The organism is Glutamicibacter sp. MOO4 (assembly GCF_056934395.1).
On the sequence record NZ_CM167800.1, the window covers coordinates 631,385 to 648,170 of the forward strand.

The window sequence follows — 16,786 nt, forward strand, 5'->3', positions numbered from 1 at the left end:
GAGGGCGATCTCAGTCACCACGCAGATGTCGGGCAATGATGCCCGGTGTCAGGAGGAAAATCATGGCGCAGGAATACCGTCGGGCATTTGCCCAATCCACCACCGATCCATCGGCTTTCTGGCTTAAAGCCGCACAGGACATCCAGTGGGACTCATTCCCACACACCGCGATCGACGATTCGCGCAAACCGCTGTATTCCTGGTTCCCCGACGGGAAGCTGAACCTTTCGGTTAATGCGTTAGATCGCCATGTGGCTGCGGGGCGCGGAGAAAACACGGCGCTGATCTACGATTCCGCCATGCTCGAATCGGTGGAAACCTACAGCTACAACCAGTTACTGCACGAAGTTGAAACTTTCGCCGGTGTGCTGGCTGCCAATGGTGTGGGTCTGGGGGACCGTGTACTGATCTACCTGCCGATGATCCCGCAAGCGGTGATCTCGATGCTGGCCTGCGCACGCCTCGGGGCTGTGCACTCGGTGGTCTTTGGTGGTTTTGCACCCAAAGAACTAGCTGCCCGCATCACTGACTGCGCCCCGGTGGCGGTGGTGACAGCTTCGGGCGGTATTGAGCCGAGTCGGCATATTGAATATTTGCCGGCCGTGGCCGAAGCCTTGTTGATGGCGCAGCCCGCTGTCAAGAATGTGATCGTCGCTCATCGTGAGGGATTTGAGCACACCGTGGCCGAGTACCAAGACCAAACGATCAACGGCCAAGACATCAATTGGCTGGACTGGGACCAACAGTGTGCCCAAGCCACCGGCGCCGCACCGGTGAGTGTGCCCTCAACCCATCCGCTCTACGTGCTCTATACCTCGGGCACCACCGGAGCACCCAAAGGGGTCGTGCGGGATACCGGCGGCTACGGCACGGCGCTGCAGTATTCGTTGAACGCCATCTACGACGTGCACCCCGGGGATACGATGTTCACCGCCTCCGATGTGGGCTGGGTTGTGGGCCACTCCTACATTGTGTACGCACCATTGATCGCGGGAGCGACCTCGGTGCTCTACGAAGGCAAACCCGTGGGCACCCCGGATGCCGGGGTCTTCGGCCGGATTATTCAGGACCATCAGGTCACCACGATGTTTACCGCACCGACCGCACTGCGCGCGGTGCGCAAGGCAGATCCGCAAGGGACCCTGATCGCCAGCCATGACCTGAGCAGCCTGCGTTCGCTCTTTGTTGCCGGCGAGCGCCTGGATCCTGATACTTATCAATTTGCCGTCAACCTGTTCGGCATCCCGGTGGTGGATAACTGGTGGCAGACCGAAACGGGATGGCCGATTGCTTCGAACCCGCTGGGGCTTGAAGAATTACCAGCCAAAGCGGGATCACCGACTACGCCTGTTCCGGGTTTTGCGGTGGAAATTCGTGACGCGATGGGCCAGGCGGTGCCTGCCGGACAAGAGGGCAATATTGTGGTGCGCCTGCCGTTGCCACCGGGAGCACTGAGCACTTTGTGGGGCAATGATCAGCGGTTTATCGACACCTACCTGAGCCAGATTGATGGCTGTTACCTGACCGGTGACTCCGGATACCTCGATGAAGATGGCTACCTGTTTGTGATGGGGCGGACCGATGACGTGATCAACGTATCCGGTCACCGCTTGTCCACCGGCGCCATGGAACAAGTGCTGGCCAGTCATCCGGCGGTGGCCGAATGCGCCGTGATCGGCTTGGCCGATGCGCTCAAAGGCCAACGAGCCAGCGGATATGTGGTGCTCAAATCCGGGGTCGAGGTTGACGACGAGGTACTGAAGAAGGAAATTGTGGCGCTGGTGCGAAAGCATATTGGTGCCGTGGCGGACTTCCGCGAGGTCACCGTGGTGGCGGCGTTGCCAAAAACGCGTTCGGGCAAAATTCTGCGTAAGACCATGCGCCAGATCGCCGATGGCAAGGACTATACGGTGCCCTCCACCATTGAAGACCCCGCGGTACTCGATGAGCTAATGCCGTTGCTGCGTCCGGGGCACTAGGGGCTGATCCAGATTAGTTAGTGATGCCAGAGGCCGCACGGTATTCATATTCCGGGCGGCCTCTGGTGCCATGTCGAGGCTGTTTGATGACGGCTTTGGAATCGAAGAGGTGCTCCAAATAGCGTCGTGCGGTCACCCGGGAGATCCCCAACTCTTCGCCTAGCTCGGTGGCAGAAAGACAACGCTCAGGCTGTCGAGCAAGGTGATCGGTAATTTGCGCCAGAGTTTCGGGGATCAACCCTTTAGGTAGGGAAACTGAGGCCGTGGAGGTGCGCAGCGCCGAAAAAGCGTTATCTAGGGCGGCCTGGCTGGTATCCGGTCCGGTGGAGCGAATGGTGGCGATAAAACACCGATGGTTTTCTAACTTCTCGGTGAAGGCTGCAAAGGTGAAGGGCTTAATCAGATACTGGGTGATTCCGGTGGCTACCGCGGAACGGACCACCACAAGGTCGCGTACCGCGGTGATGGCAATGATGTCGGTGGTGAGCCCGCGCCCACGCATTCTTTTGGCGACGTCGATGCCGTGCAGATCGGGCAGGGTCATATCCAAAAGGACTAAGTCGAAGGGGGTACCTGAGCGTTGTGCACGGGTGAGTAGTGCCAGTGCTTCTTGGCCGTTGCCGGCGATAGCGCCGGTGGTGAAGCCGGGAACACGATTAACAAACTTTGCGTGTGAGGCGGCGGTTTCGGGTTCATCGTCCACCACGAGGACCACAATGTCTTGGCTGCCCACCGAGGTGCGAGGTGCAATGATGCGCGGATCTGGCATAAAAAACTCCTGAGCTAGTTGCTGTGGGCCAGCGGTAGGGTCACGGTGAAGATCGCCCCGGCATCATTATCAACATTCATTGTGCCACCTAGTCGCAGTACCGCTTGCTGGACGAGGGCTAGACCCAATCCGCGTGGCTGCGATCCTATTTTGGTGCTGACACCAAAACGAAGTAGCTGATCCAAGAATTCTGGTTCAATACCCGGCCCGGAGTCGGCCACGGAAATGATCAGCTCATCGTCGTCCGCAGTAACTTCCACCCACACGGTGGCTTCGGCGGTGCCCACCGAAACATCCAGAGCGTTATCTAGCAGGTTGCCCACGATCGTGACCATGTCACTGGCCGCAAACGCGTCGGGCGGGATGACCCCCTGGGCAGTGATATCCAATTTGAGACCACGTTCGTGCGCTTGGGCGGCCTTGGCTACCAGCAAGCTGGAGAGGTACGCATCGTCGATGGAGTTCACGATCGCGTCGGTCAGTTTTTGTGAGTGCTGTCGATCATCCACCGCAAAAGCCAGTGCTCGGTCGCTTTGACCGTTTTCGATCAGCGTCGCGATAGTATGCAGGCGGTTGGCGTGTTCATGGGTTTGCGCTCGCAGGGCGGTAGAGAAGGTTTTCAGCGACTGCACTTCGCCGGCGAGTTCCTGCACCTCGGTTAAGTCGCGCAAGGTCAGCACTTGTCCGGTCAGTGGCTGCATGCCAAACCAGCGCAGCGGTGCGCGTCCCCGGCCAGGAAGGCGCGTATTGGCCAGGCGTGCTGGTCCTTGAGATATGGACAGGACCGTCCGGGTGCCCATATGGATTTCGTCTTTACAACTACGTCCGGTGGACATTAAGGTGCGCAGAGTTTCGGGCATGCGCACCTGGCTTGGATCCAGTCCTGAGCTAGGGACTTGTTCGGGAAGGTCAAGTAGTCGCGCTGCCTCCTCGTTGTACAAGACGATTCGGTGGCGTCGGTCAAGTAGCACAAGTCCTTCTCGCACGGAGTGCAGTGCGGAGAAGTAGAAGGCGTAGAGTCGGCGCAGCCCGTTGGGGCCGAAGCCTAGGGTCGCTTGGTTGACATAGCGTGAGAAGGACCAGGAAGTGAAACCGGCGAGCAGTAAGGCCAGTGCGGAAACCATCAGGATTTGTGGCAGCTCGCCGCGGTAGATGCTCTGCAGGTTCTCAAGGGTGATGCCGGTAGCTACGAGACCAACAAGTTTCCCATCGTGGTACACCGGAGCGATGGTTCGCACCGACTGTCCCAGAGTACCCAGCGCAATCTCGTTATAGGTCTCACCATCCAGCGCCTGTTGGGTGGAGCCAGCGTATTTTTGGCCGATGCGGTTTGGGTCTGGGTGGGTGACACGTACGGTGTCTGGGGTCATGATCGAAATGAAGTCCACACCCTGGCCACGATCCAAAATTTTGTTGGTGTAGGGCTGTAGTTCTTCTGCCGGGTTTTTACCGGCCAGCGCGTTAATGACAAAGGGGTCGTTGGCTAGGGTGATGGATATTGTGGCCACGGTCGCCTGTTTGTCATCGAGGATGACCCGGGCCTGTTGCTGGTAGGTGGAGATGGCCATACCAATAACAACGAGGAAGACCACAAGCATTTGGGCAGCAAAAATAAGGATCGCAAAAGACCACCCACTGCGCCGTAGCGGAGCGGGGACGGCATCGTTATGCGCCTGTTGGGGCAACGACAGGTCGGTGAAATGATCTGTCATGTCGCTCTCCTTATTCTTGCGGTGAACTGCTTTAGAGTGCTAGTGCGTGACCAATATGAACGCAATAGAGATGCAGATCACCTAGTCGCGCAACATGGAACAGAACGATTCTACGTAATACCGGCTTGGCAACGACGCCAGGGGCCGTTACATGCGCATATTGAGGGTAGGACGAACCACATGACTGTCACTGATGACATGACGCCGGGTAGCAATGGCGCCCAGGCCGGACCGAAGAAAAAAGACAAAACTCACTGGCTCTACATTATGGTCATTGTCGCCGTTGTGCTCGGCGCAGCAGTAGGCCTGATCGCCCCTGAACTTGGCAAGTCGTTGAAGCCAATTGGCACCGCGTTTGTTGCCTTGATCAAGATGATCATCGCACCGGTGATTTTCTGCACCATTGTTTTGGGAATTGGCTCGGTAGCTAAGGCCGCTACTGTCGGCAAGGTTGGTGGCCTCGCGCTACTTTACTTCGTAGTGATGTCCACCTTCGCGCTGGCGGTTGGCCTGTTTGTTGGTAACCTCGTTCACCCGGGTGAAGGCCTGAAGCTTAGGCCATATGAGGAAGCTGCTGCGACCCAGTCGAATTCCACCGTTGACTTCCTGATGTCGCTGATTCCAGGGGACCTTCCGGTTCTGCCTACCTTGGTTGTTGCTTTGCTGGTTGGCTTTGCCCTGCAGGGTCTGGGCAAGAGCGGCGAGCCAGTACTGGTCGCTATCCAGCACATCCAGAAGGTCGTCTTCCGCATCATGATGATGATCATGTGGGTCGCTCCGATTGGTGCATTCGGCGCCATCGCCGCCGTGGTTGGTGCTACCGGCTGGGCCGCGATCGGTTCCATGGCAATCCTCATGGGTGCTTTCTACGTCACCTGTGCACTGTTCATCATCGTCATTCTTGGTGGCATTCTGCGTGCCTTCACCGGTTTGAACATCTTCCAGCTGCTGAAGTACCTGGCTCGTGAATACCTGCTGATCTTCTCCACCTCGTCGTCCGAGTCGGCATTGCCACGACTGATCGCCAAGATGGAGCACGCCGGTGTTTCGAAGCCTGTTGTTGGTATCACCGTTCCAACCGGTTACTCCTTCAACCTCGACGGCACCGCCATCTACCTGACCATGTCGGCATTGTTTGTTTCCACCGCGATGGGCATGCCAATGAACATTGGTGAGCAGATCGGCCTGTTGGTCTTCATGATCATTGCTTCTAAGGGTGCCGCCGGTGTGACCGGTGCAGGTCTGGCCACCTTGGCTGCAGGTCTGCAGGCACACCGCCCTGAGTTGCTTGATGGCATGGGCGTGATCGTGGGTATTGATAAGTTCATGTCCGAGGCTCGTGCACTGACCAACTTCACCGGCAACGCTGTTGCTACCTTGTTGATCGGTAAGTGGACCAAAGAGCTGGACCTGGAGCAGGCTAAGGCCGTGCTAGCCGGTTCACGTCCATTCGACGAAAACAGCGTCGAAGGTCACTAAGGCAAGTGCGCTAGTAAAACTAACCGCCACCGCTAAGGATTTTTCTTAGCGGTGGCGGTTTTTTTATCGCCCCCAGATTGGCATAGAGCTACCGTGGCTGCAATATCGAATAGCCTGAGAGCATGAGCGCAGATCAGCACATTGCGGGGCAACCCCTGAGCATTATCTAGCAAGAACTAGTAGCGTTCGCCGCCCATATCATCAATGCGGCCACCGATGCCCACGTTGGTGGCGACGGTGTGCACACCATGGGAGCGGCGGTGCTGGACGCTAGCGGTGCCATGTACCCGGGTGTGAACTTCTATCACTTCACCGGTGGTCCCTGTGCTGAGCTAGTGGCTCTTGGCTCAGCGCGTGCCAACGGAGCATACGATCCGCAAGTGATCGTCGCGGTGGGTAACGAGGGCCGGGGGATCAAAAACCCCTGTGGTCGCTGCCGACAGATTATGGCCGATAACTATCCATGGATCCGAGTGATCGTTGTACAGCCTGAGGGACGGCGCACTGTAAGCATTAACGCGTTACTGCCACTAAATTTTGACTGGAACGCTGAGCAGGCCTAGTGCGCCGTATTCGACCGGAGCCGGCGTACAGCTGGCTTACAACATTTGAGTTAAGGTTCAAGGTAAAGGCTCGCCGTAAAGGAACCCAAAACGCCAAGTTCTTTTGCTTAGACCGATAACCTTGAATTGAGCTTACAGCTCGAAGAATTAGGTAGATCGAACGGGAAGTGTGGTTAACCCATCGTGAGCGAGGAACAGGGAAGCAAGCACCGTGGCGCAGGGATGCTCAAGGAGCCCCGCCCGGTGGGCCCAACCGGTAAGCCGTTGACAGATTTCCCGGTGCCAGCACCGTTGCCATCGCACGGGCCAGCCCGTGTTATTGCCATGGTCAACCAGAAGGGTGGCGTGGGTAAAACCACCTCCACTATCAACTTGGCTGCGGCGCTCGCCGAATACGGCCGTAAGGTACTTTTGGTGGACTTTGATCCACAGGGCGCCTTGTCTGCTGGCTTTGGTACCAACCCGCACGAAATGGACATCACCGTCTACAACGTGCTGATGGACCGTAAGGTGAAGATCACCGATGCCATCTTGAAGACCGATGTGGAAAACATCGACCTGTTGCCAGCGAACATTGACCTGTCCGCTGCAGAAGTGCAGTTGGTCAACGAGGTCGCCCGTGAGCAGGTGCTTGAACGCGCTCTGCGCAACGTCATCGACGACTACGACGTAGTGCTAATTGACTGCCAGCCGTCCTTGGGTCTGCTCACCGTCAACGCACTGACCGCTGCCCACGGTGTGATCATCCCATTGACCGCAGAGTTCTTCGCACTGCGTGCCGTGGCCCTGCTGATGGAAACCATCGACAAGGTCAAGGATCGTCTGAACCAGGTCTTGGAGCTGGACGGCGTTGTTGCAACTATGTACGACGCGCGAACCCTGCACAGCCGTGAGGTCATCACCCGCTTGGATGAAGCCTTTGGCGACAAACTCTTCGAAACGGTCATCAAGCGAACCATCAAGTTTGCCGATGCCAACGTGGCCGCTGAACCAATCACTAGTTACGCTGCGAACCACCCCGGCGCCGAGGCCTACCGTAACCTGGCTCGCGAGCTGATTTGGCGTGGTGGCGCCCCGTAATGAGCAGCACGCTCACCGAGCAAACCGCCAACGATTCCACCGAGCCAGCACAGACTGAGCTGGAATCGTCTGGCGGTTTTCGCCTTGCCCTGCAAAATTTTAACGGTCCCTTTGACGTCCTACTTCACCTGATAACCCAGCGCGAGCTGGATATCACCGAGGTGGCTCTGGCGCAGGTGACCGACGAATTTATCGCCTACCTTCGAGAACTGCAAGCCAGTGTCACCGAGGGTAGTGACGGGATGAAGGTGCTCGATGAGACTACCGAATTTTTGGTAGTAGCCTCCACGCTTCTATATTTGAAAGCCGCCCGGCTGCTGCCGCGTGGCGAGATGGCTGACGAAGAAGACTTTGAACTGCTTGAAGCCAGAGACCTCTTGTTTGCCCGACTTTTGCAGTACAAGGCCTTTAAGCAAGCAGCCGAGTTTTTGGGGGAGCAATACCAGAGTGAAGGCTCACGGTATCCACGCGAAGTTTCTTTGGAACCAGAATTTGCTTCCCTGCTTCCTGAATTAATTTTCACCATTGGCCCCGACGCCCTAGCTGCGCTGGCCGCCTCAGCACTAGCCCCTAAGCCTGCGCCAACCACCGAAGTTGGCATCGGACACTTGCATGGGGCCAACGTGACAATCGCTGAGGAAGCTGAGTCGATGACCGCGCTGCTTGAAGCACGCGGCCCACTGGATTTCCGCGAATTGGTGGCTGATGCCTCAGCGCATCTGGTGGTGGTAGTACGTTTTCTGGCATTGTTGGAGATGTTTAGGCAACGCGCGATCAGCTTTGAACAAGTTGATCCGCTGGGACCACTGCGCATTAGCTTGCTTTTAGAGTCCAGCTTTGATGCCCAGTCGGTTCAAGATGAGTATGAGGGGAGCGCGGGTGAGGTGAATCATGAGTGAGATTGCACCCATTGACCAGCTGCCAGGAGGCCTAGAATCGGGCCTCGAAGCGGTACTAATGGTCGCCGATATCCCCGTAAGTTCGGCACATTTGGCACAAATCTTCCAGGTACCAATTGAGCGGATCGCCCAGACTTTGGAGAAGTTGGCTACCGAGTATGATGGAAAGGATCGCCCGCGCGGATTTGAACTGCGTCGTGTCGCCTCCGGGTGGCGTTTCTATACGCGTAGCGATTACGCCGATTTCGTCTCCAGCTTTGTGCTCGATGGGCAGAGCGCGCGCTTGTCGCAGGCCGCCTTGGAAACACTGGCTGTCATCGCATACCGACAGCCGGTCTCGCGTGGACGTATTTCGGCGATTCGAGGTGTGAACGTCGATTCTGTAGTGCGCACATTGCTCACTCGCGGATTGATCACGGAGTATGAGGAAACTGGAGATGGTGGAGCAACGCTCTACCAGACCACCGAATACTTCCTGGAACGACTGGGATTGGGCTCGCTAGATGAGTTGCCTGCGCTATCCCCGTATCTTCCTGGGGTGGCCGATCTTGAATCGCTCGATTCGGCAACCTACGACGATTAAGAAACTGCCAGCAGGCAGCTACACCGGACCAACCACGCGTGATGCCCCTAATCGACGGGACCGCGCAGCGAAACGTAACAGCAAGGGACACAGGCAAGCATGAGCAGGGGATCTTCCTCCGGCCGCACACCACGCGGCAACAATTCAAACTTCGGCGGCAAGCCAGCAGGCGGCCGCGGCAAACAGGGCGGCAAGTCCTTCGGCGACAAGCCGTACGACAAGTCCGCCTCCGGCAAGCCAGGTGCTCGCAGCAACTCGGCCAAGTCAGATTCGGCACGGTCGGATTCGACCAAGTCGGGCTCGGCAAAGCGCAATACTGCTGCACCACGCAAAAACTCCGAGCGCGCCTTTGGTAAGGAACGCTTCGGCAATTCCGTACCAAACACCTACGCTCGTCCGACCCAGCGCGCTCGCGCTCAGGCCCGTGCTGAAAGCCAGGCTAACCGTCAGGAGCACGGCGAGTCACAAGACGGCATCCGCTTGCAGAAGGCCATGGCCAATGCAGGTGTTGCATCACGTCGTGTCTGCGAAGAGATGATCACCGAGGGCCGCGTTGAAGTTAACGGTCAACTGATTGTTGAACTTGGCGCCCGCGTTGATCCAGCCAAGGATTCCATCCACGTTGATGGCATGCGTATCCAGGTCAACCAGACCAACCGCTACTACGTGTTTAACAAGCCAAAGCACGTAATGAGCACGATGGATGACCCAGAGGGTCGTCGCACCATCGCTGACTACTTCAAAAATGAGCACCACGCTCAGCGCTTGTTCCACGTCGGCCGCCTTGATTACAAGACCGAAGGCGTGCTGATCCTGACCAACGACGGCGAGCTAGCTAACCGCCTGCAGCACCCAAAGTACGAGGTGCCAAAGACCTACCTGGTGCAGATCCCGGGCCCACTGCCACGTGCAGTGAGCAACGTGCTGCGTGAAGGTATTAAGCTGGAAGACGGCTGGATCAAGGTTGATGACCTGAAGATCATCGCCACCACCCCTAAAAACGTGATGGTTGAAGTGACCTTGCACTCTGGTCGCAACCGTATCGTGCGACGCATGTTTGACGCTGTGGGCCACCCGGTTCAGCGTTTGGTACGCGTAGCTGTTGGTCCCGTACTACTCGGAGATCAGAAGCAGGGCACCATCCGCTCCCTGGGCAACCAGGAAATCGGTCACCTGATGGCCATGGTGGGGATGTAGCTAATGCCCTCTTCTCACCTTGCCGGCCCAGTTCTGGTCATCGGCACCGGGCTGCTGGGCACCTCGGTGGGATTAGGACTGCGCGCCAAAGGCCTGCACGTATACCTCTCGGATATTTCGCCAACCGCCGCTGGGGTAGCCCAGGATATCGGGGCTGGTGTGCTCCTTGAAGCGCGCACCATCGCTCCGGAACTTGTGGTGGTGGGCGCTCCGCCGGATGTCACCGCAGCCTTGGTTGCTCAAGCACTCTTGGATTACCCCAACGCCACGGTGGTTGATATCGCCAGCGTTAAGGGATCTATCCTTGCCGCTGTGTTGGCTGATGGGCGACTGGGAGAGCGCGAAACTTCGCGCTACGTGGGTACACATCCCATGGCAGGGCGAGAGAAGTCCGGCCCGGCAGCAGCTCGTGGTGAACTCTTCACCTCAATGCCGTGGGTTATCTGCGCGCATGAAGGTGCAGATGCCTCGCGGGTGAAGGTGGCAGAGTCTTTGGCTATCGATCTGGGTGCGACCATGCACCGGATGAGCGTGACCGAGCACGATGAGTCTGTGGCTTTGATCAGTCACTTCCCGCAGGCTGCCAGCTCGATGATTGCTTCGCGATTGCTCGACGCGCAACCACACCAATTGGCTTTAGCCGGCAACGGATTGCGTGACACGACGCGAATCGCCGCTAGCGATGAGAAGCTGTGGATTCAGATCTTTGCGCACAACGCCGCCGCATTGGTGCCCATCCTTACCGGGATGAAAGAAGATTTGGATCGACTGATCAACACGCTGCAAGAACCGAAGGCCCCTGGAGCTTTGCTGGATTTGTCGCAGTTGATGAGTGAAGGTAACGCCGGTAAGGCCCGCATACCGGGCAAGCACGGCGCACCACCTCAAGCTTTTGCACTAGTGACTGTGGTGATCGATGACCGTCCAGGTCAGATCGCTCAGTTGCTAACTGAGATTGGCCAAGCGCAGATCAACATCGAAGATTTGCGTATGGAACACTCTGCCGGACATCAGGTTGGTCTGGTGGACGTTTCGGTGATTCCAGGCCGCCGCGACGAACTAATTGACGTATTGACCACTAACGGATGGAAAGTAGCCCAGTGAGCACCTTGAACAACGACACGCTTGTCATCGCCATCGACGGCCCTAGCGGCTCTGGCAAGTCTTCGGTCTCCAAGGCCGTCGCCCGCGAACTGGGTGCCGTCTACTTGGATACCGGTGCCATGTACCGTGCGATCACTTACTCGGTGCTCGATGCTGGAACCGACCTCACCGACGCTCACGCTATCGCCCAGGCGGTGCGCGACGCGCAGTTGCAAATTTCCGTTGACCCGGATGCTGAGCTGGTAAAGATTGGCGGGGTCGACGTGACGCAAGCCATTCGTGAACCACGCATCTCCGAGCAGGTTTCCGCCGTAGCAACCAATCTGGATGCCCGCGCGGAGCTGGTTCGCCGTCAGCAGGAAATCATCAAGGCAAACACTCGCATTGTGGCTGAAGGCCGCGACATCACTACCGTTGTTGCACCGGATGCTGATGCGCGTATTTTGCTCACCGCGTCAGAAGAAGCACGACTGCGTCGCCGCGGTCTGCAGCTCGGTGGTAGCCAGAACGACTCGCAGCTAGCCAACCAAGTGCTGGCCCGCGACGCCAAGGATTCCACCGTAGTGAACTTCACCCAGGCTGCCGATGGAGTCATGACCGTTGACTCCTCGGACCTAGATTTTGAACAAACCATCGCCGCAGTGCTTGACGCAATCAACACTGCAACGAAAAACTAGCCTCAAGCTGGTGCCCATCCTCGGCGAGAGCCGATGAAGATTACGATCGCTGTGAAGGGAAAATCATGAGCGAGAACAACTCCACCCACGACGAGGAATACATCCCCGTTGGAGACGACGATATCGCCGAGCGCCTGGCCGAACTGAGCGAGGAAGAAGCCGCCATTCGTGCGCAGGCTCTGCTCAGCGGACTGGAAGATTACGATCTCGACGAAGAAGACTCTGCCTTACTGGCAGGCCTCGACGCATTTGACGACGAGGATAAAGACGTAGTTATCCCGCCGGTTCTGGCGGTTATTGGACGTCCAAACGTCGGTAAGTCCACTTTGGTCAACCGTATTTTGGGTCGCCGCGAAGCCGTGGTTGAAGACACCCCAGGTGTTACCCGTGACCGTGTGTCCTACTCTGCTGAGTGGATGGGCCGTCCCTTCACCGTTGTTGATACCGGTGGCTGGGAGCACGATGCCAAGGGCATCCACGCTTCGGTAGCCGATCAGGCCGAAATCGCTGCAGACGTAGCCGACGCAATTCTATTTGTTGTTGACTCCCACGTTGGAGCCACCGCAACTGACGAAGCTGTGGTGAAGATGCTGCGCAAGAAGGGCAAGCCTGTCTTCTTGGTCGCCAATAAGGTTGATGACTTCAACCAAGAAGCCGAAGCAGCTGTGCTGTGGGGCTTGGGCTTCGGTCAGCCATGGCCAGTTTCGGCCCTGCACGGTCGCGGTACCGCTGACCTGTTGGACGCCGTCATGGAGAAGCTACCTGAGCACTCGGCTTTTGGTGGTTTGATTCCTTCCGGCGGCCCACGCCGTATTGCCTTGATCGGACGCCCAAACGTGGGTAAGTCCTCGTTGCTGAACAAGCTTGCTGGTTCCGAGCGTGTGGTTGTTGACGAGTACGCCGGTACCACCCGCGACCCAGTGGATGAATTGATCGAACTGGGCGGGAACATCTGGCGCTTCGTGGATACCGCTGGTATTCGCCGTCGTCAGCACATGGCTGTTGGCTCCGACTACTACGCTTCATTGCGTACCCAGACCGCTCTGGAAAAGGCCGAAGTTGCCGTGATCCTGTTGGCTGCCAACGAGATCGTTTCCGAGCAGGACGTGCGCATCATCCAGCTGGCCATCGAAGCTGGCCGTGCCATGGTCATCGTTTACAACAAGTGGGACGAGGTGGATGAGGACCGTCGTTACTACCTGGATCAGGAAATCGATCGCGACCTCGCGCACATCGAATGGGCCCCACGGGTCAACATTTCTGCCAAGACCGGCTGGCACAAGGACAGGCTTGTTCCTGCACTGAACACGGCTCTGGATTCTTGGGATAAGCGCGTTCCAACGGGCAAACTGAACGCTTTCTTGGGTGAACTCGTAGCTGCGCACCCGCACCCAGTACGTGGCGGTAAGCAGCCACGCATCCTCTTTGGCACTCAGGCTTCGGCCCGTCCGCCACGTTTTGTGCTGTTCACCACCGGGTTCCTGGACCCAGGTTACCGCCGGTTCATCACCCGTCGTTTGCGTGAAACTTTCGGTTTTGAGGGCAGCCCAATCGAGGTTTCGATGCGTATCCGTGAGCGTCGCTCACGCAACCGCTAAAGTTCGAAATTAGCCCTTCACTTGGTGTAGGGTAAATATGGAGCTTTTGCAGACGGCACCCTTGGATCTCACGACTTGGGGGATAACGGCTGCGGAAGCATCGGGCTATGGCGCAGCTTGGTAGCGCGCCTCACTGGGGGTGAGGAGGCCGTGGGTTCAAATCCCGCTAGCCCGACCATCTTGTAAAACCCCGTCGAGAATTTTTCTCGGCGGGGTTTTGCTCTGCCAAAATAATTACGGGAGCAACCAGATGCAACGCAGGTTCCAACAGGTAGACGTCTTCAGTAGTACTGCTTATAAAGGCAATCCGCTGGGGGTAGTTTTAGACGCCCCGGGGCTCTCTAGCCAAGAGATGATCAACTATTCGCGGTGGTCCAATCTTTCTGAGGTCACCTTTGTATTGCCGTCTGAAAATCCAGACGCGGACTATCGCTTCCGTATCTTCGCTAGGGAACGTGAGTATCCATTTGCTGGTCATCCTGCTTTGGGCACGGCGCGTGCATGGCTTGCCGAAGGGGGAGTGCCGAAGAATTCAGGGTTGATTCTGGCTGAATGCGAAGCCGGGGTTGTGCCAATCAAAATTCAAGGCGACGTATTGTCATTCGTCTCGCCGCCAACGATACGCAGCGGGACAATTGAAGCCAGCGAACTAGCCGAGGTTCTGCACATTCTTGGTGTGGACCGGGCACAAGTGCTCGATTCTCAGTGGGTGGATAACGGGCCCGGGTGGATGGCCATCTTGCTGGATGACCATGACCTTTTGCTTGGGCTTGATCCGAAGATTCCAACCCGTCCCGGTCGATGGAAAATCGGCGTCATCGCGCCTTTGGCTCATGCGCAAGGTGAAGAAAAATTTGAGGTCCGGGCACTGACCATCGAGAACGGAACCCTGCGAGAAGATCCTGTGACAGGGAGCCTGAACGGTGCAGCAGCGCAGTGGCTCATCAACACGCAAAAGGTCCACCCTCCACTGATTAACCGGCAAGGCTCGGTAATCGGGTACGAGGGACGCGTGTACCTAGACGTCAGTGACGAACATTTGTGGGTTGGTGGGCATACCCAGGTCTTGATCCGCGGAACTATTGAGCTCTAGGGCCCGATGCCTTGTCAGGGTCTTTGAGCCGAACTAGTCTTGAGAAATGGGAACGATAATTTCTGGGATGTTCTTCCACACAACGCCATAGCGTTGATTTATCCGATGTTGAGCCTAGCTCCATTGCCCACCCACGGCATCATGTTTCGGTGCCCGACAAATAACTGTGCTGCTTGATGGACTTTAGAAGTCTTTGCGCGCAAGGCAGGAAAATCCCATGACTCAGGCCAAATCTACAGACCTTGATGGTGAGGCTAACGGTGAAGACCGTAGCAATGCACTGTGCATTTTGGAGAACGTTAGTGTCAGTTTTGCAGACCTAGACGTACTGACCGATGTCGACGTTGTTCTTTCCTTCAACGAACGACTTGCCGTATTGGGCGATAACGGTTCAGGTAAGTCAACTCTCATGCGAGTGCTATCTGGAACGCTGGAGCCAGATCAAGGGCACCGAGTGATCAACGCGCCCGGGGGAGTTGCCTACGCTGCACAGAACCCTAAATTCTCCGCAGACATGAGCGTACAAGAGGTCATAAACTCCTACCACCGACGATTCCGCGAACTGGAAACTCTGATCGCTGCCATCTCGCAACGACTGCAGAGCGCTACAGGCCAGACGGCTGAGCGCCTCATGACTCAATTGCAGCAGGTTACCGACCTTTATGAGGCAGCAGATGGTTATAGCTTGGAACAGCGAGTGGACAGCGCCCTCGAGCAGCTGAGCTTGGGGGAGATTGATCGGCAACGGCCCGTCTCCCAGCTCTCCGGCGGGCAACGTTCACGACTGGGGTTAGCCTGTGTACTGTGTTCGGGAGCCCAACTACTGTTACTGGACGAACCGACCAACGACTTAGACGATTCTGCGATGTCGTGGCTGGAGCGGAACCTTGAAAAGCACCATGGAGCGTTGGTGGTCATCAGCCACGACCGCATGTTCCTACAGCGGTTTGCGCGTTCCATCGTTGAAGTTCATGACGGTTCTTTGGCGCACTATGGGAACGGATACGAAGGTTATCTGCATGCCAAGGAGCAGGAACGAATTGCGATTCGGGCGGACTACGAACAGTGGCTGGAGGAGTTGGAGCATTCTCAGCGTTTGGTGGAAAAGAATGCGGCTCGCGTTGCAGCTGTACCCCGGAAACAAGAAAAGGCCGGGTTTGGGCACGGTAATTTCCGCATGCGCAGTCGCAGCCATGGATCGACTTCAAAGATTCGTCAGGCCAAATCTCGCATTGAGGATCTGGAATCAAACCCGGCACCGAAGCCCGCGGCCGAATTGGAATTTGCCATGCCAACCGAAAGTGGCACTGGCGATGGCAACACTTGTTTGGTCAGAGCAACTAAGGCACGACGCGAGGAAGCGCCGCTGTTGGCAACGAGTAATTTTGAAATTAACCTAGGCCAGCGTTGGTTAGTTACTGGTCCCAATGGTGCAGGCAAAACTTCGCTGTTAAAGCTGCTGGCTGGCGAATTAGATCATTCTCAAGGCCAAATCTGGCGAGCAGAAAATCTGAGCTATGCGTGGTTACGACAAGAGCTCGGACAGACCCCCGGAGAAAGCTTGCTCGAATCATTCGCTCTGGCGACGGACAGTTTTGTTGAAGAAGCTGCGCCGGTGCTGGCTAAGTTGGGGCTGTTTAGGGCCAATGATTTTCCGCGGCATCCGCTTTCGCTCTCGGTGGGCCAACGCCGCAGGTTTGAGCTTGCTGTGGCGGTCAGCACTCGGGCGCAATTACTACTATTAGACGAGCCGACAAACCATCTCTCGCCGGCGCTGGTTGAACAGCTTGAAGAAGCGTTAGAGCAATACCCTGGAACGGTTATTACCGTGACTCATGATCGCAGGTGGCAGCAGAAACTCAGGGCGCAATCGAACCTTCAGAGATTGCATGTACGAGATGGTCAGGTGCAAGTCGTGAAATAGGCGAGTGGACGCCACGAACAACATCATGCATGGATACTGCCAGTTCCTAAGGTGCAAAACTTATGACGGAAGTCTGAATCTGCGCGCAGGTTCCAATGGCTACCAACCAGCACACGTATGTGCTGGTTG

The 16,786-nt window shown here is 56.9% G+C and carries 14 protein-coding genes and 1 tRNA gene; 13 read left to right on the plus strand and 2 right to left on the minus strand.

The features are described 5' to 3' along the window. Positions 1-62 precede the first annotated feature (62 nt). Positions 63-1,979: an AMP-binding protein gene (locus AC1Z3F_RS02915; protein WP_444613104.1), complete on the plus strand. Its 1,917-nt coding sequence runs from the start codon at positions 63-65 to the stop codon at positions 1,977-1,979. A gap of 13 nt (positions 1,980-1,992) precedes the next feature. Here AC1Z3F_RS02915 and AC1Z3F_RS02920 read toward each other — a convergent pair whose 3' ends face one another. Together AC1Z3F_RS02920 and AC1Z3F_RS02925 are read right to left on the minus strand one after the other, a co-directional pair. Continuing rightward, the gene (locus tag AC1Z3F_RS02920) at positions 1,993-2,748 is read right to left on the minus strand and encodes a response regulator (RefSeq protein ID WP_483566529.1); all 756 of its coding nucleotides are present in this window, start codon (positions 2,746-2,748) and stop codon (positions 1,993-1,995) included. Between the two features lie 14 nt (positions 2,749-2,762). Further along, positions 2,763-4,460, minus strand: coding sequence for a sensor histidine kinase (locus tag AC1Z3F_RS02925; RefSeq protein WP_483566530.1), 1,698 nt, complete (start codon positions 4,458-4,460; stop codon positions 2,763-2,765). 180 nt (positions 4,461-4,640) lie between these two features. On the opposite strand from AC1Z3F_RS02925, the gene AC1Z3F_RS02930 reads away from it, so the two are divergent. The 12 genes from AC1Z3F_RS02930 to abc-f all read left to right on the plus strand — a co-directional run bounded on the left by AC1Z3F_RS02930 (position 4,641) and on the right by abc-f (position 16,657). Beyond that, the gene (locus tag AC1Z3F_RS02930; protein WP_483566531.1) at positions 4,641-5,939 is read left to right on the plus strand and encodes a cation:dicarboxylate symporter family transporter; all 1,299 of its coding nucleotides are present in this window, start codon (positions 4,641-4,643) and stop codon (positions 5,937-5,939) included. A gap of 239 nt (positions 5,940-6,178) precedes the next feature. Then, positions 6,179-6,502: a cytidine deaminase family protein gene (locus AC1Z3F_RS02935; RefSeq protein WP_483566532.1), complete on the plus strand. Its 324-nt coding sequence runs from the start codon at positions 6,179-6,181 to the stop codon at positions 6,500-6,502. Positions 6,503-6,685: 183 nt separating this feature from the next. Then, the gene (locus tag AC1Z3F_RS02940; protein ID WP_483566533.1) at positions 6,686-7,582 is read left to right on the plus strand and encodes a ParA family protein; all 897 of its coding nucleotides are present in this window, start codon (positions 6,686-6,688) and stop codon (positions 7,580-7,582) included. Further along, positions 7,582-8,481 carry a segregation and condensation protein A gene (locus tag AC1Z3F_RS02945; RefSeq protein WP_483566534.1) on the plus strand — a complete coding sequence of 300 codons (900 nt, stop codon included), beginning with the start codon at positions 7,582-7,584 and terminating at the stop codon, positions 8,479-8,481. Before AC1Z3F_RS02940 ends, AC1Z3F_RS02945 begins: the two co-directional genes overlap by 1 nt. Continuing rightward, positions 8,474-9,064 carry an SMC-Scp complex subunit ScpB gene (gene scpB / locus AC1Z3F_RS02950; protein ID WP_131087726.1) on the plus strand — a complete coding sequence of 197 codons (591 nt, stop codon included), beginning with the start codon at positions 8,474-8,476 and terminating at the stop codon, positions 9,062-9,064. The genes AC1Z3F_RS02945 and scpB overlap by 8 nt, the downstream gene beginning before the upstream one ends. Positions 9,065-9,163: 99 nt before the next feature. Next, positions 9,164-10,261: a pseudouridine synthase gene (locus AC1Z3F_RS02955; protein WP_483566535.1), complete on the plus strand. Its 1,098-nt coding sequence runs from the start codon at positions 9,164-9,166 to the stop codon at positions 10,259-10,261. Between the two features lie 3 nt (positions 10,262-10,264). Next, complete coding sequence (locus AC1Z3F_RS02960) at positions 10,265-11,365, plus strand: prephenate dehydrogenase (RefSeq protein ID WP_131087728.1); 1,101 nt, start codon at positions 10,265-10,267, stop codon at positions 11,363-11,365. Then, entirely contained in the window at positions 11,347-12,042 is a 696-nt protein-coding gene (cmk, locus tag AC1Z3F_RS02965) for a (d)CMP kinase (RefSeq protein WP_483566536.1), read from the plus strand. Before AC1Z3F_RS02960 ends, cmk begins: the two co-directional genes overlap by 19 nt. Before the next feature lie 65 nt (positions 12,043-12,107). Then, positions 12,108-13,640, plus strand: a complete 1,533-nt coding sequence (gene der, locus AC1Z3F_RS02970) for a ribosome biogenesis GTPase Der (RefSeq protein ID WP_131087730.1) — start codon at positions 12,108-12,110, stop codon at positions 13,638-13,640. Between the two features lie 101 nt (positions 13,641-13,741). Then, positions 13,742-13,818 (plus strand) — tRNA-Pro (locus AC1Z3F_RS02975). Positions 13,819-13,890: 72 nt separating this feature from the next. Beyond that, positions 13,891-14,733 carry a PhzF family phenazine biosynthesis protein gene (locus AC1Z3F_RS02980; protein WP_483566537.1) on the plus strand — a complete coding sequence of 281 codons (843 nt, stop codon included), beginning with the start codon at positions 13,891-13,893 and terminating at the stop codon, positions 14,731-14,733. A gap of 217 nt (positions 14,734-14,950) precedes the next feature. Next, positions 14,951-16,657: a ribosomal protection-like ABC-F family protein gene (gene abc-f, locus AC1Z3F_RS02985; RefSeq protein WP_483566538.1), complete on the plus strand. Its 1,707-nt coding sequence runs from the start codon at positions 14,951-14,953 to the stop codon at positions 16,655-16,657. The last annotated feature ends 129 nt before the right edge of the window (positions 16,658-16,786 follow it).

Excerpts from the sequence above, each read along its gene's own strand:
- AC1Z3F_RS02915 (WP_444613104.1), top strand. The coding sequence starts at position 63 with ATGGCGCAGGAATACCGTCGGGCATTTGCCCAATCCACCACCGATCCA.
- AC1Z3F_RS02920 (WP_483566529.1), bottom strand. The coding sequence starts at position 2,748 with ATGCCAGATCCGCGCATCATTGCACCTCGCACCTCGGTGGGCAGCCAA.
- AC1Z3F_RS02925 (WP_483566530.1), bottom strand. The coding sequence starts at position 4,460 with ATGACAGATCATTTCACCGACCTGTCGTTGCCCCAACAGGCGCATAAC.
- AC1Z3F_RS02930 (WP_483566531.1), top strand. The coding sequence starts at position 4,641 with ATGACTGTCACTGATGACATGACGCCGGGTAGCAATGGCGCCCAGGCC.
- AC1Z3F_RS02945 (WP_483566534.1), top strand. The coding sequence starts at position 7,582 with ATGAGCAGCACGCTCACCGAGCAAACCGCCAACGATTCCACCGAGCCA.
- scpB (WP_131087726.1), top strand. The coding sequence starts at position 8,474 with ATGAGTGAGATTGCACCCATTGACCAGCTGCCAGGAGGCCTAGAATCG.
- AC1Z3F_RS02955 (WP_483566535.1), top strand. The coding sequence starts at position 9,164 with ATGAGCAGGGGATCTTCCTCCGGCCGCACACCACGCGGCAACAATTCA.
- AC1Z3F_RS02960 (WP_131087728.1), top strand. The coding sequence starts at position 10,265 with ATGCCCTCTTCTCACCTTGCCGGCCCAGTTCTGGTCATCGGCACCGGG.
- cmk (WP_483566536.1), top strand. The coding sequence starts at position 11,347 with ATGGAAAGTAGCCCAGTGAGCACCTTGAACAACGACACGCTTGTCATC.
- der (WP_131087730.1), top strand. The coding sequence starts at position 12,108 with ATGAGCGAGAACAACTCCACCCACGACGAGGAATACATCCCCGTTGGA.
- AC1Z3F_RS02980 (WP_483566537.1), top strand. The coding sequence starts at position 13,891 with ATGCAACGCAGGTTCCAACAGGTAGACGTCTTCAGTAGTACTGCTTAT.
- abc-f (WP_483566538.1), top strand. The coding sequence starts at position 14,951 with ATGACTCAGGCCAAATCTACAGACCTTGATGGTGAGGCTAACGGTGAA.